This is a genomic window from Collimonas sp. GW821-FHT02H07 (genome assembly GCF_059421505.1).
In genome coordinates, this window is sequence record NZ_JBWKVC010000004.1 from 2813 (window position 1) to 18067 (window position 15255).

Here is a 15255-nt window from a genome sequence, read left to right on the forward strand (position 1 = left end):
TGAGCACCGCCAACAGCAGCGTGACCTCGCTGTCGACGTCGACCTCGACCGGCCTGAGCACCGCCAACAGCAGCGTGATCTCGTTGTCGACCTCGACTTCCACCGGCTTGAGCACCGCCAATAGCAGCGTGAGTTCCTTGTCGACCTCGACTTCTACCGGCTTGAGCACTGCCGACAGCAACGTAGACTCGCTGTCGACATCAACCTCGACCGGCTTGAGCACTGCCGACAGCAACGTAGACTCGCTGTCGACATCAACCTCGACCGGCCTGAGCACTGCCAACAGCAGTATCACCTCGCTGTCGACATCAACCTCGACCGGCCTGAGCACCGCCAACAGCAGCGTGACCTCGCTGTCGACGTCGACCTCGACCGGCCTGAGCACCGCCAACAGCAGCGTGACCTCGTTGTCGACCTCGACTTCCACTGGCTTGAGCACGGCCAATAGCAGCGTGAGTTCCTTGTCGACCTCGACTTCCACCGGCTTGAGCACTGCCAACAGCAGCGTGGCTTCGCTGTCGACCTCGACTTCCACCGGCCTGAGCACTGCCAACAGCAGCGTAACTTCGTTGTCGACCTCAACCTCGACCGGCCTGAGCACGACCAACAGCAACGTGAGTTCGCTGTCGACATCAACCTCGACAGGCTTGAGCACTGCCAACAGCAGCGTGACTTCGCTGTCGACCTCGACTTCCACCGGTTTGAGCACGGCCAACAGCAACGTGAATTCGCTGTCGACCTCGACTTCCACCGGCCTGAGCACCACCAACAGCAACGTGGCTTCGCTGTCGACCTCGACTTCCACCGGTTTGAGCACGGCCAACAGCAGCGTGGCCTCGTTGTCGACATCAACCTCGACCGGCCTGAGCACTGCCAACAGCAGTGTAGACTCGCTATCGACGTCGACTTCCACCGGTCTCAGCACCACCAATAGCAATGTGACTTCGCTGTCGACATCAACCTCGACCGGCCTGAGCACCACCAATAGCAATGTGAGTTCGCTGTCGACCTCGACTTCGACGAGCTTGAGCACGACCAATAGCAGCATCACATCACTGTCGACGTCGACTTCCACCGGTTTGAGCACGACCAACAGCAATGTGAATTCGCTGTCGACCTCGACTTCCACCGGCCTGAGCACAGCCAACAGCAGCATTGCATCGCTGTCGACCTCGACTTCCACTGGCCTGAGCACCGCCAACAGCAACGTAGACTCGCTGTCAACCTCGACTTCCACCGGCCTGAGCACGACCAACAGCAGTGTGACATCGCTGTCGACCTCGACGTCAACCGGCCTGAGCACGACCAACAGCAACATCTCATCCTTGTCGACGTCGACCTCAACCGGTTTGAGTACGACCAACAGCAGCGTGACCTCGCTGTCGACCTCGACTTCCACCGGTTTGAGCACGACCAACAGCAACGTGAGTTCGCTGTCGACCTCGACTTCGACCGGCCTGAGCACCACCGACAGCAGCATCACCTCGCTCTCGACCTCGACTTCGACCGGCCTGAGTACTGTGAGCAGCAGCGTAGACTCGCTCTCGACGTCGACCTCGACGGGCTTGAGTACTACTAATAGCAGCGTGACTTCGCTGTCGACCTCGACTTCCACCGGCCTGAGCACGACAAACAGTAACGTAAGCAGTTTGTCGAGTGGCTTAAGCACGACCAACAGCAGTGTGTCATCGCTGTCGACGTCAACCTCCACTGGCATCAGCAGCAACACCAGCAACATAGGTTCCTTGTCGACCGGGCTGAGCACGACGAATAGCAACGTGGCCTCGTTATCAAGCGGGGTTGCGAATGCCGTTCAATATGACAACCCGGGCCATACAAGCGTCACTTTGGGTGGCGTTGGGGCAACCACGCCGGTTATCCTCACGAACGTTGCTGCTGGCGTGAACCCAACTGACGCAGTGAATTTCAGCCAGCTATCATCGTTGTCGACTTCGACTTCGACCGGCCTGGGTTCGCTGTCGACGGGATTGAGTTCGACTAACAGCAACGTGAGCTCGTTGTCGACGTCGACCTCGACCGGTTTGTCGAGCAACACCAGCAGCATCAATTCACTGTCGACCGGCCTGTCGAGCAGCACCTCGAACGTCAATTCCCTGTCGACCGGTTTGTCGACGACGAGCAGCAATGTGGTCTCCCTGTCGGCGTCGACTTCCACCGGCATCGCCTCTTTGTCGACCGGGATCTCATCCTTGTCGACCGGCCTGAGCCAGGTATCGTCGCTGTCAAGCGGCTTGGTCAATATCGTCAATGGTGAGAATTCGCTGTCGACTTCTCTGACTTCGCTGGTGGATGCCTCGAAGAATGCAACGGCTAACGGCGCGACATTAGGCGGCACCACCATCGGCGGCGCCAATGGCGACGGTACGGTGCAGACGCGCGGCACCAGCGGCACCGCCATCAATAATGTGATGGCGGCGACCTGCACCAGCGTCAATGGCGTTGACGCCACCGGTTCCGGCTTGTGCGCGCAAGCGACCAAGGACGGCGCCACCGCGATCGGCTCCAATGCGCAGGCGACCGATACCAACACCACGGCGGTCGGCTTCCGCGCCCTGGCATCGCAAGCCGGTTCGGTGGCGATCGGCTATAACGCCCGTGCCACTGGCGATCCAACCGTGGCGATCGGCAATAACGCATTGGCTTCAGGGAATGATGCGGTGGCGCTGGGAGCTGAAGCGCAGGCGCTGGCCAACAACTCGGTCGCCCTGGGTGCCTATTCGGTCGCCAACCAGGCGAACACGGTTTCCGTGGGGTCCGCCGGCAATGAGCGTCGCCTGACCAATGTCGCGCCAGGCATCAACCTGACCGACGGCGTGAATGTCTCGCAGCTCACCAATTTGCAAAACCAGATCGGCGACGTCAAGCGTATTGCCTACTCAGGTATCGCGATGAGCATGGCGGCTACCGGCGCGGTGATGCCGACGTTGTATGGGGGCGAAAAGGGCGTCGGCATCGGTGTCGGCGCCTTCCAGGGATACGGCGCGCTGGCCTTGCAATTCAAGGCGGTCAGCAAAACCGGCAACAGCACCTGGGGCGTGGGCTTCACCTCCACCGGCAGGGATAGCGGCATCAATGTCGGTTTCGGCTACCGCTGGCAGTAAGCGGCCTGTCGTGACATCGCTGGTCATTCCGAGGCGATAGCGGCAGACGAAAAAAAGCCCGCGCTGCAACCACAGCGCGGGCTTTTGTCATTCGACGGCTGATTACCAGGCAGGGATTACCGAACTCTTGAACTGTGTTACGACGTACTGTTTGACTTCAGGGCTATGGTAGGCCTTCACCAGCTTGGCTACCCAAGGCTTGTCCTTGTCAGCAAGGCGCACAGCGATCACGTTGGCGTAAGGACCTTTGGCCGCTTCGATGGCGATGCCGTCCCGGGTCGGATCCAGTCCGGCCGATTCGGCGTAGTTGCCGTTGATTGCCGCTGCATCCAGGTCATCCAGCGAGCGTGGCAACTGGGCGGCGTCGATTTCGACGATCTTCAGCTTCTTCGGATTGTCGGCGATATCCAGCGGCGTCGCCTTCAGGCCGGCATCGGCCTTCAGCTTCAGCAAGCCTTGCGCCTGCAGCAGCAACAAGGCACGGCCGCCATTGGTCGGGTCGTTAGGGATGCCGATGCGGGCGCCGTTCTTCAGGTCCTTGAGGGATTTGACTTTCTTCGAGTACACGCCCATCGGGAAAGTGATGGTGTAGCCGACGTTCACCAGCTTGTAGCCGCGGTCCTTGATCTGCGCTTCCAGGTAGGGCAGGTGCTGGTAGCTGTTGGCATCCAGGTCGCCGGCCGCCAGCGCCGCGTTGGGCTGCACATAGTCGCTGAATTCGACGATCTGGATAGCCAGGCCATCCTTGGCTGCTACTTTCTTGACGACTTCGAGAATCTGCGCGTGCGGGCCGCCGGTAGCGCCGATCTTGATCGGCTTTTCCTGAGCGGAGGCGAGGACGGGAGCGCTCAGGCTGGCGACCACGCCCAGGCCGGCGAAGAATTGCACTAATTGACGACGGTTCATTTTCTTCCTTTCAAAAATCATGATGAATCCGCTGCCTTAAAACGGCAGCGGATGCGGGAGCGTTAGCGGTGGCTGAGGCGGCGCACCAGAATGTCGCCCAGCGTTTGCACCAGCTGTACGAAAACGATCAGGATCACCACCACCAGCAGCATCACTTCCGGCAGGAAGCGCTGGTAGCCATAGCGTATCCCCAGGTCGCCCAGGCCGCCGCCGCCGATGGCGCCCGCCATGGCCGAGTAGCCGACCAGGCTGACGAAAGTGATCGTCAGGCCGGCGACGATGCCGGCGAAGGCTTCCGGCACCAGTACCTTGTAGACGATTTGCCAGGTAGTGGCGCCCATGGCCTGCGCCGCTTCGATCAGGCCGCGGTCGACTTCGCGCAAGGCGGTTTCCACCAGCCGCGCAATGAACGGCGCCGAGGCGATCGTCAGCGGCACGATGGCGGCCGCGGTGCCGATGGAGGTGCCGACGAAAAAACGGGTAAAGGGAATCACCGCCACCAGCAGGATGATGAAGGGCGTTGAGCGCACGGCATTGACGATCAGTCCGGCGACGCGGTTGAAAATTGGTTGCGGCAGGACGCCTTCGCGGCCGGTCAGGTGCAGCGCGATACCCAGCGGCACGCCAAGCAGGGCGCCGAGTACGCCGGAGATGCCGACCATCATCAAGGTTTCGCCGAACGACGATAAAAACAGATCGAGCATTTCAGATGACATGGTTCAACTCCTCAACGGTGACGCCCTGGGCCGTCAGGTAAGCCATGGCGGCCTGGATGTTTTCAGTGGTGCCGTTGGCCAGGATCGCCAGCGAGCCGAACGCCTGCCCTTGTATTTCATCGATCTGGCCGTGCAGGATATTGAAATCCAGGTCGAACTTGCGCACCGCTTCCGACAGCAGCGGCTGATCGACGCCCGAACCGGTGAACGCGAAACGGAACAGATGGTCGGTGCCGCTGCCGGCATCGCTTTGTGCCAGGCGCGCACGCAGGCGCTGCAGGACGCCTTGCGGCAGTTCCTGAGCGATCACATCGCCGATCAGGGCGCGCGTGACTTCATGTCTGGGCGCGCGGAACAACTCCAGCACTTCGCCGTGCTCGATCACTTCGCCGGCCTCCATCACCGCCATGCGGTCGCAAATCATCTTGATCACTTCCATCTGGTGCGTGATCAGCACAATTGTCAGGCCCAGTTCGCGGTTGATCTTGCGCAGCAGTTCCAGGATGGAACGGGTAGTTTCAGGATCGAGCGCGGAGGTGGCTTCATCCGACAGCAGGACTTTCGGCTCATTGGCCAGCGCACGCGCGATGCCGACGCGCTGTTTCTGGCCACCGCTGATCTGCGCGGGATAACTGTCCTTGAGCGCGGTCAAGCCCACCAGCTCCAGCAGCGGCGTGACTTTGGCGGCAATGGCGCTTTTCGACAGGCCGGCCAGTTCCAGCGGCAGCGCGATATTGTCGTACACGGTGCGCGACGACAGCAGGTTGAAATGCTGGAAGATCATGCCGATTTCGCGCCGCGCACCGCGCAGCTGTTCGGCGTTCAGCGCCGTCATGTCCTTGCCGTCGACGACGATGTTGCCGGAAGTAGGGCGGTTCAGCAGGTTGAGGCAACGCACCAGGGTGCTTTTGCCGGCGCCGCTGCGGCCGATGATGCCGAAGATCTCGCCCTTGCGTATCGTCAGATTGACGTTACGGACCGCATCGACCGGGCCGCGCGCGCCGTTGAAGCGCTGGGTGACTGCTTTGATTTCTATCATTTCAGAATGAAAAAAGGCAGCTGATTGTCGCAATATCAACAATCTCGCCGCCATTATGTTTTTTTAGTAGGTGCTTATTTTATAAGCGTTTGTCAGGCAAGGGAAGGAACATTTAGGCATGGCTATATTACTGCCATGTCTATGCGCCCACTACTGCCAGTAGTAGTTCAATCAGGGTCAGAGTTTTTTTACGACGGCTTCATCGTCGTAAATTACTCTGACCCCGATTGAACGGGCCACGGAGTGCGGTGTGCGCGCCACAACCATTCGCTCTTCGATTGCCGTCAATAGGGGACAGAGCCGCACGGGAAGTGTAGCTCGCCGCGCTTCGGCGGCTTGCAAACTCTGTCCCCTATCGACTACTACAGGCAGCTGCATAAAAAAAAGCCCGCGACAGATAACCATCGCGGGCTTTTTGATGTTCCACAAGGGCCGGATAATTCCGGCCCTGCAAATTACATCATGCCGTCCATACCACCCATGCCGCCCATGCCACCCATGCCGCCTGGCATGCCGCCAGCCGACTTGTCTTCTGGCAGTTCAGCGATCATTGCATCGGTAGTCAGGATCAGGCCGGCAACCGAAGCAGCGTTTTGCAATGCCGAACGGGTAACCTTGGCTGGATCCAGAACGCCCAGTTCAACCAGGTCGCCGTAGGTGCCGTTGGCAGCGTTGTAACCGTAGTTGCCCTTGCCTGCCAGGACTGCGTTGATCACAACCGATGGCTCGTCGCCAGCGTTGAATACGATTTGACGCAGTGGCTCTTCGATCGCGCGCAGCACGATCTTGATGCCGGCTTCCTGGTCGGCGTTGTCGCCTTTCAGGTCCTTGACAGCAGCACGTGCGCGCAGGAATGCCACGCCGCCGCCTGGAACAACGCCTTCTTCCACTGCTGCACGGGTAGCGTGCAGAGCGTCTTCAACGCGTGCTTTCTTTTCTTTCATTTCAACTTCGGTTGCAGCACCAACGCGGATCAGGGCAACGCCGCCAGCCAGCTTGGCAACGCGCTCTTGCAGTTTTTCACGGTCGTAGTCCGAAGTCGCTTCTTCGATCTGCGCACGGATTTGCTTGACGCGTGCTTCGATAGTGATGGCTTCGCCGGCACCGTCGATGATGGTGGTGTTTTCCTTGCTGATTTCGATACGCTTGGCTTGGCCCAGTTCAGCCAGAGTGGCTTTTTCCAGGGTCAGGCCGACTTCTTCAGCGATCACCTGGCCGCCGGTCAGGATAGCGATGTCTTCCAGCATGGCTTTACGACGGTCGCCGAAACCAGGAGCCTTGACAGCTGCAGTCTTCAGGATGCCGCGGATGTTGTTCACAACCAGGGTAGCCAGCGCTTCGCCTTCGACATCTTCTGCGATGATCAGCAGAGGACGGCCGGACTTGGCGACTTGTTCCAGGATTGGCAGCAGGTCACGGATGTTCGATACTTTCTTGTCGAACAGCAGGACGAACGGGTTTTCCAGGGCAACAACTTGCTTCTCTTGGTTGTTGATGAAGTATGGCGACAGGTAGCCGCGGTCGAATTGCATGCCTTCGACGATGTCCAGTTCGTTTTCCAGCGACTTGCCATCTTCAACTGTGATCACGCCTTCTTTGCCGACTTTGTCCATTGCCTTGGCAATGATTTCACCGATGTCGGTGTCGGAGTTAGCGGAGATCGAACCAACTTGCGCGATTTCCTTGCTGGTTGTAGTCGGCTTCGACAGCGTCTTGATTTCAGCAACGATGGCGACAACAGCTTTGTCGATACCGCGCTTCAGGTCTGTCGGGTTGAAACCGGCGGCAACGTACTTGAAGCCTTCGCGAACGATAGCTTGTGCCAGCACGGTAGCGGTAGTGGTGCCGTCGCCAGCGTTGTCGGAAGTCTTGGAAGCAACTTCTTTCACGAGCTGCGCGCCCATGTTTTCCAGCTTGTCTTTCAGTTCGATTTCTTTAGCGACCGAAACACCGTCTTTAGTCACGGTAGGGGCGCCGAAGCTGCGTTCCAGAACCACGTTACGGCCCTTAGGACCCAGGGTGACCTTGACTGCGTTAGCCAGGATGTTGACGCCGTTGACGATCTTGGCGCGTGCTTCATCGCCGAAAATTACTTGTTTTGCTGCCATGTTTTATTCTCCTGAATACGTTGAATTCGATTGTGTCGTGTACGGATCTGATCGGAAGCGCCAGGCGCCGGCCAATCAGAGAATCCCGGACTGACCGGAATTACTTGCCTTCGACTACGGCAAACAGGTCTTCTTCGCGCATTACCAGCAGCTCATTGCCGTCGATCTTGACAGCCTGGCCCGAGTATTTGCCGAACAGAACGCGATCGCCAACCTTGACTGCCAGCGCACGGACGTTGCCGTTTTCCAGAATCTTGCCGTTACCGACGGCCAGCACTTCACCTTGATCCGGCTTTTCAGCAGCCGCTTCAGGCAACACGATACCGGATGCGGTCTTGGTTTCCTGGTCGAGACGCTTGACGATAACGCGATCGTGCAAAGGACGAAGATTCATATGTGACTCCTTAAGATTCAACAGGTTATTTGTATTTGCAGCAACATCGCAGCAAAGCACCACTGTTCTGCTTTGCTATATATATGCGCCGCACAGTGACTAGTGAGTTCGGGGAGATTGTTAGCACTCTCTCCTAACGAGTGCTAAGTATAGGGACGCTCTGTCCATTTTTCAAGCCCGCATCCCAGTTTGCCTTTATCTTGAATTGCATAATTCGCAATTATCGATATTCGTTTGTTGCTTAATGATCATGATTGGGATCGAAGGAAGCTCTTTTATTTCTGAAAGGAGTGCGCGCAGCTATTGGCGCTGGTGGGAAGGCCGTCGAATGGCATGGCCGGCACATTCTCCACTGCGTGGCAGGCGGTGCAGCGTATGCCCTGGAAGACCTTGGCGCCGCTGCTGACCTGTACCGGATCGACACGGTGTTCATCCAATGGCGCTACGCCCTTGGGGAAGCCGCTGGCCAGACTGCGCTGGGCCGGCACGCCCACCAGCGAAAGATAGTGGGAGATCGCTTGCAGATCGGACTCAGAGATGCCCTTTTGCACGCCGACGGACGCGCAGCCGGCAGGGTCAGTGTTGCAGGCGCGGTTGGGGTAGACCGGCGAGGTCACGGCCATGTCCAGCAGCAGCGCCGAAGCGGCCTGCTGGCGCAGCGTCGCCTTGGATGCCTTCCAGCCGAAGCGGCCCAGGCGCACGGCGCCCGTCTCGGGATCGAAGACGAAGTTAGGCAAGCCCTTGACGCCATCCTCATCCGGTGTGGCGCGAGCGCGCGCCAGGATGTCCGCTTCCGGCACGGCTTCCAGCAAGCCGGTGCCAATCATCGGCTGGGCGGCGCGCAGGGAGACGGCGTCCGGCACCGGCCCCTCGAAGGCAAGCGTCGGCTTGCGCAACTCGACTGCCGCGCCGTCGGCCAGCTTCACTGAACGGCTCTCGAAGCCGCCGACGCTGACGCCGTTGCCCCAGTTCTGCGAAGTTCCGCTTGCCGATGCGCCATTCATCTGCACGGCGGTGCCGTACTGCGGATGCGGCAGCTGCTGCCCGCTGGCGTCGATCATCGCAACCCGCACCGACATGCTGTCCAGCCGCTGGTTCAATGCGCCTGGCGCGATGCTGCGGCCGTTGTTGACGTGACAGGCGATACAGGCCGACTGATTAAAGCGTTGCCCCTGCAGCCCGACAGCCGGCGCATAGCGGTCATTGCCCGGCTCGTTGTGATCGCCGGTCGTGAAGTTGGTATGCACCAGCCGCCGGCCTTCGACGAAGCGCTGCATGTTCTGCATGCCGACATTGTTTTGCGGCTGCTGGAACATGAACAATCCATTGTTTGAGTAGTTATAGGATACCGAGCCCACGCCGCCCGACAAGGTGTCGGCCGGCAGCGGCACCGAGTTCAGGCGCGGCTGCACGCCGTACCACGGCCGCAGACCCGTGCCCACTACGTAGATCCATTCGGACGAGTAGTAGCGGATGCCGCCGTCGTCGCCTTTGGCGAGCATGGCGTCCTTGGTGGAGAAGAACGAGGGCGAGACTTCGATCGTATCGCCGACCACCAGAGGACGTCCGGGAACGTCTTTGCCATTGGGGAAGCCATCCGGGCCGAGGTCGCCGTGACCAGGGTAGCCGGTCACCGTCAGGCTGCAGCCGTTGTTGAGCAGGTTGGCGCTGGCCAGCTTGCCGTTCGGCGGGTACGGCACGGGAGGACAGATAGTGAGGCTGCGATCGGCCAGCTCGCCGGGGTTCATCCAGCCGTAGCCGGTGACGCCAGGCCGGTCGAAGGCGCGGAACCAGGCCACGCCGCCGGGCAGCTGGGCTTGCTGGAAGTACTCGTTGACTTTCAGCGTCGGCTTGGTCACACCCGCTACGCGGCTATTGTCGATGACCTCGAAGCCCCAGGTGCGGTTCTTGAAGTATTGCGGCACGAAGGTCAGGTAATTGCCCTGCTCTTTATCCACCGGCAAGCCGGTGACCGGGTCAACCGTATCGTTGGGGCCATAACCGATCTCGTTCCATTCCTCGCCGCGCTCGCGGCCGTGGCGGGCCAGGCCGCGTGCGCCGAAGCGGGTCACCAGCGTACCGTCCGCTAGCGTGAACTGCAGCGTTTCCAGCGGCTCGGCGGAGGTGGGCAATGGCATCATGCAGGCTCAAGGCGAAGACCAGTCCCTGCGTGGAAAAGCCGCGCACGGACTCCGGTGTTAACCGATGCCGATATGGCAGTTTGTTCATGATGTATACCTTTGCTTTTTTGTTGCTGCGTTCTAATCAAAAAATGAGCAGTTTGATCAACCGTCAAAACGTTTTCAGGTCTTGCTTGCAGATGAGGCGTTGGAACAGCGGACAGGTAGTCATGCGAAGCTTGCTTGCGGATTCGCCCGTGTCCGGGGTGTATACAGATCAGATAAATTTCACTTGCCGATGCGTGCGCCATGACACAGGTCAAGCGCCGCATTCCGCGAGCCGAGGTTCGCGCGAATTGATCCGCGGCGGGTCAACGCGTCCACGGTGCGGGCATTTGTGCAGGAGCAAATGCCGTACCAGCAATATTGCTGGCATTTCTTTGACATTTAGCGGCAGTAAAAAATTTATTGCCACTCCTTTGTCAATGACTGACATTTTTTGTCGTCGAGACTAATGCATGCGGCGAGCAGATGTTTTGTCTGTTTAGTGCGTCTTCGATTTGTTTAGCGCGTCTTTGATATTGGCATTGTTTTAGACGGGCGAACAGGATGCCGGGCGGCGCAGGAATACGTCGCGAATTTCAGCCGCCGCGCGCGATTTTGCTGAACGAATTCAATGCATCGTCCGATAGCCGGTAAAATATGAGTTGTTACTCGCTTTCTGCCAGGTGGCATCGTGACGACCAAAAAACGCCAGTCATTAAAGCCGCGCAAGATTCCCCAGCAATCGCGCGCCGGACAAACCGTTGCTGCGATCCTGGAGGCAGCGGCCCGCATCCTGGAGACCAAGGGAATCGAGGGGCTCAATACCAATATCGTCGCGCAGCGCGCTGGCGTCAGCATCGGCTCCCTGTATCAATATTTCCCAGGCAAGGATGCGCTCATCGTTGCCTTGTGCCAGCGTGAGCGAGCCGTGTTCTTCGCTGAGGCTGAAGGGGCGCTGAGCGAACCGAGCGGCCAGCAAGCATTGATGCGCCTGATTGCCGCCTCGGTCCATCAGCAGCTACGCCGGCCGACGCTCGCGCGGCTGCTCGATGTCGAGGAAAATCGCCCCCCCATCGCCAAGGAGCTGGCGCCATTCATTGTCGCCATGAGCGAATTGATCCGAGAGATTCTTGCGCATGAAGATATTCCGCCGCAGCCGAGCATCGAGATAGCCGCCGACGACATCATCGCCATCGTGCGCGCCATGGTGGATGCGGCGGGATACCGCGGCGAAACGGATCGCGCTGCTCTGGAGTTCCGTGTCAGCCGCGCCTTGTTCGGATACCTGGGGATCGTGGAGCGCCAGCCCGGATAGCCCTCGGACGGCTCATGAAATGTGAGCAATCGCCCGGGCCGTTGCCGCGCCTGGCGCGCAAATCCCCCGGGTTTCTATGGCCGCGCGCTTCAGGCAGGCGCCGGAGGCAATGCGAGTTTTAAAATCGAGCAATTACTCGCAAAATGGACGTTGTGGAGAGTCACACGACCGGCACAGCCGCATTGGGGGCCGATCGGCGACAACTCCCTCCATCGCGTATGCCAACCTTTTTGCGAGAGCTATCATGCAGATTCATATACAAGCAAAGCTGAACCATTTGAGTTTTCCCACTACCAATGTGGCCGAGACGGCCGCATTTTTCGAAAAATACCTGGGCTGCGAAATCGTTGCTTTCGGCGGCAGCTGCCTGCTCAAGCGGCACGATTTTGACATTGTCCTGGACCACGTCACGGAGGAGACGCCGGCCTGGCCAAAAAATTTCCACTTCGGCGTAGAGCTCGACAGCCTGGATGATGTCCATGCGCTTTATAAAGCATTCTTGGCAGACGGCGTCGATATGGAGACCGAGGTTTTCAACAACTCGCGCGGATCGCGTTTCTTTTGCCGTACGCCCGGCGGCGTCCTGCTGGAGGTCAACACCCGTGCGGATATGCAGCAACAGGAGCAATGGCAAAAGTTGTTTTCATAGCGGCTGCCAATACGCTCCAGCACAGACGCATCCTCAAGTCTTTTGGGGATACTGCGTGCATATCTCAAGGCATCCGAGGGAATCGCCACAATGACGGGTTGCCCTCAATCATTCTTGAAATAACCGCGCTGCATAAGCTGCATCACGCACGGATAGTCTTTACAGCCGATAACAATCATTGATCGCTTGAGCTGCAATCGTGGCTTCCAGCCGCCGGCGTGATTCCTTGCGCAATCTGCGCTTTCACCTGGGACATCTCGCTACGGGACAGGGGCCGCACTTCGACGCGGGCCGTGCCTTTGCCGGCGAAGCCCAGTTGCTTGGCCGCGCTGTAAGAGACATCCAGTATGCGTTTGCTGTGGAAAGGGCCGCGGTCGTTGACTTTCAGTATCGCCATCTTGCCGTTGCCGACGTTGCGCACCAGTACCCAGCTATGCAAGGGCAGGCTCGGATGCGCAGCGGTCATGGCGTGCATATTGAAACGCTCGCCGCTGGCCGACTTGCGGCCATGCAGCTTGGCGCCGTACCAGGAAGCCGTGCCGCGCTGGACTGGTTTCTTCGGCGCGTCCTCATCGGCGGCAGTCTTGCCGTCGGCAGGTGCAGCACATTCGCTCGATGGCGACGGCTTAGCCGACGGCGTAGTGATTCCATGCTGGGTAGCGGCCGCTGCAGCGTCGTCGACGGCAGCCGTCACCGTTTGCGCGGCATCGGCAGCCGGACTCGCCAGGGCAATCGGCAGCCACAGCATGCCGGCGCAAACGCCCGCGCGCAGGAACTGCGTGGAGGTACGGTGCGGCTGTCGGAGCCATTGTGGCGGCGTGCAAATCGTCATCTGGCCAAGTCTACATTTCAACTCGCATTGGTGGCCACTGATGTTGCAGAAATATACAAATTTCATGCGGCCTTGCATATTCTGTTCTTGCCGGCACCGGTCGCCCGACGCGCTTGCAGCATGATGGCAAGGCCTTCTTGATTTCATATAGAGGAATCAACAAAATAAGCGGGAAGCAGGCTATTATTGCCGCTCAGAAATTTCATCGTTCCTTTTAAGTCACTGAGAATAATTATTATTTCTGCAATTTCAATGCATATTTCATAAAACCTGGCCCGATTGCATTCCATCCCGCGTTTTAGTCGATTTATCCCATCAATTCTGCAGATTGTCGCAATCGCGTACTCAGTAGCAATTTTCCTCTTTACAGTGTCGCCACACCCTGTACATTGGAGAGCTGCACAGAATAATCAAAGATCTCGTTACACCTTGTCAGGCAGTACAAAAACAGCATAAACGATTAAAAAATCCCGCATTTGGGAGCCCCGCAAAAAAATTAAGTAAGGGAAAAAGGATGCGTTTACTAAAGATGCTCGGCAGCGTACCCCTGCTGTCCGTGATCGCCGGTTGCGTGGTCGGGCCTACCTATCAGGTACCCTCGCCAACGACATCATCACAAGCAGTACTGCCGCAATTTCAAAGCGTTTTGCCGAAGCCGTCGGCAACGGAAGGCGGCACAACGGACCTGACACGCTGGTGGTCGCAATTCGACGATCCGCTGGTGGCCGAACTGGTGGCTACCGCCGAGGCCAGCAATCCGAGCGTGGCGCAGGCGCTGGCGCGTATTGCGCAGGCGCGCGCCACGGCCGGTTCTGCCGGCAGCGCGCTCTATCCTTCGGTGGCCGCCGACGCCGGCAGCACGCGCAGCAAATCTCTCTCGGGCCTGACCTCCAACCTGGGCAGCGTCGCCACCGTCGCCACCAGCAGCACCGCGACCTTCGACGCCAGCTGGGAACTCGACCTGTTCGGCGGCAAGCGCAAGACTGCCGAAGCCGCCAAGGCGCGCGCGTTCGCCCGCAACGCCGACTGGTACGGCGCCAAGGTGTCGCTGGCAGCGGAAGTCGGCAGCACGCTGGTGAACTACCGCGCCTGCGTGGCTACCGCGGCGATGCTGGAGCAGGACCTGAAGTCGCGCGAGCAAACCGCCCAGTTGACCTCGCTCAAGGTCAAGGCGGGCTTTACCGCCCCGGCCGACGGCGCCCTGATCAACGGCTCGACCGCGGACGCAAGGCAAAAGCTGGTAGTGCAGCGCACCGAGTGCGATCTCGACGTCAAAGCGCTGGTGGCGCTGACGGATATTCCTGAACCTTCCTTGCGCGCCAAGCTCGCGCTGAACCAGCGTTTGCCGCAGCCGCGCGGTTTCGTGGTCGAGAGCGTGCCGGCGCAAGCCTTGTCGCAACGGCCAGACATCGCTGTCGCCGAGCGGGAACTGGCGGCCGCCAGCGCCGAGATCAATGTCGCCCAGGCCAACCGCTATCCCAGCATTTCGCTGCTGGGCAGCATCGGCATAGGCGGCTTGCGCTTCGATGGCGGCAGCTCCCGCTCCGACACCTGGTCGTTCGGTCCCTCGCTCAAGTTGCCGCTGTTCGATGCCGGGCTGCGCAAGTCGCAGGTCGACCTGGCGCGCGGCCGTTACGACGAGGCCTATGCGGGCTACCAGGCGCAGGTGCGCAGCGCGGCGCGCGAAATCGAAGAAGCCCTGGTGCGCCTGGATGCGGCGGCGCGGCGCGAAGACGATGCGGCGCTGGCGGCGCGCGAATACGAAAGCTATTTCCACGCCAACGACGACAAATTCAAGGCCGGCAGCGGCAGCCTGTTTGAGCTGGAGGATGCGCGCCGCACCTTCCTGGCTGCGCAGCAGAGCCAGATCAGCGTGCAGCGCGATCACGTGGCGGCCTGGATCGCTCTGTACAAGGCGTTGGGCGGCGGCTGGCGCAATCAGGCGGAACAGGCGGCCTTGCCGGCTGTATCGCCAATTGCAGCGCCAAACTCCGATCGTTCTTAATATA

The 15255-nt window shown here is 59.4% G+C and carries 9 protein-coding genes and 3 pseudogenes; 5 read left to right on the forward strand and 7 right to left on the reverse strand.

What is annotated here, in order from left to right; translation table 11 throughout:
• Positions 1-2867, forward strand: a pseudogene (locus tag AC07V8_RS07975) (YadA family autotransporter adhesin); the annotation flags it as partial.
• A 99-nt stretch (positions 2868-2966) separates the two neighbouring features.
• Positions 2967-3122, forward strand: a pseudogene (locus tag AC07V8_RS07980) (YadA-like family protein); the annotation flags it as partial.
• 102 nt (positions 3123-3224) lie between these two features.
• Here AC07V8_RS07980 and AC07V8_RS07985 read toward each other — a convergent pair.
• From AC07V8_RS07985 to AC07V8_RS08010, 6 genes and pseudogenes are all read right to left on the reverse strand, one after another.
• Positions 3225-4028: a MetQ/NlpA family ABC transporter substrate-binding protein gene (locus tag AC07V8_RS07985; RefSeq protein ID WP_494680659.1), complete on the reverse strand. Its 804-nt coding sequence runs from the start codon at positions 4026-4028 to the stop codon at positions 3225-3227.
• A 62-nt stretch (positions 4029-4090) separates the two neighbouring features.
• A complete protein-coding gene (locus AC07V8_RS07990) occupies positions 4091-4744 on the reverse strand; it encodes a methionine ABC transporter permease (protein ID WP_494680660.1) in 654 nt (217 codons plus the stop codon).
• Complete coding sequence (locus AC07V8_RS07995) at positions 4734-5783, reverse strand: methionine ABC transporter ATP-binding protein (protein WP_494680661.1); 1050 nt, start codon at positions 5781-5783, stop codon at positions 4734-4736. Before AC07V8_RS07995 ends, AC07V8_RS07990 begins: the two co-directional genes overlap by 11 nt.
• Before the next feature lie 455 nt (positions 5784-6238).
• Complete coding sequence (groL, locus tag AC07V8_RS08000) at positions 6239-7891, reverse strand: chaperonin GroEL (RefSeq protein ID WP_494680662.1); 1653 nt, start codon at positions 7889-7891, stop codon at positions 6239-6241.
• 100 nt (positions 7892-7991) lie between these two features.
• Positions 7992-8285, reverse strand: a complete 294-nt coding sequence (groES, locus tag AC07V8_RS08005; protein ID WP_061534450.1) for a co-chaperone GroES — start codon at positions 8283-8285, stop codon at positions 7992-7994.
• Positions 8286-8560: 275 nt separating this feature from the next.
• Positions 8561-10420: pseudogene (locus AC07V8_RS08010) on the reverse strand (di-heme oxidoredictase family protein); the annotation flags it as partial.
• 718 nt (positions 10421-11138) lie between these two features.
• Between AC07V8_RS08010 and AC07V8_RS08015 the strand changes: the two are divergent.
• The gene (locus AC07V8_RS08015; RefSeq protein ID WP_494680707.1) at positions 11139-11765 is read left to right on the forward strand and encodes a TetR/AcrR family transcriptional regulator; all 627 of its coding nucleotides are present in this window, start codon (positions 11139-11141) and stop codon (positions 11763-11765) included.
• Positions 11766-12009: 244 nt separating this feature from the next.
• Positions 12010-12414, forward strand: a complete 405-nt coding sequence (locus tag AC07V8_RS08020; protein WP_494680708.1) for a VOC family protein — start codon at positions 12010-12012, stop codon at positions 12412-12414.
• 175 nt (positions 12415-12589) lie between these two features.
• On the opposite strand, the gene AC07V8_RS08025 is transcribed toward AC07V8_RS08020, so the two are convergent.
• The gene (locus tag AC07V8_RS08025; RefSeq protein ID WP_494721456.1) at positions 12590-13246 is read right to left on the reverse strand and encodes a septal ring lytic transglycosylase RlpA family protein; all 657 of its coding nucleotides are present in this window, start codon (positions 13244-13246) and stop codon (positions 12590-12592) included.
• A 514-nt stretch (positions 13247-13760) separates the two neighbouring features.
• On the opposite strand from AC07V8_RS08025, the gene AC07V8_RS08030 reads away from it, so the two are divergent.
• Entirely contained in the window at positions 13761-15251 is a 1491-nt protein-coding gene (locus AC07V8_RS08030; protein ID WP_494680664.1) for an efflux transporter outer membrane subunit, read from the forward strand.
• Positions 15252-15255 lie beyond the last annotated feature (4 nt).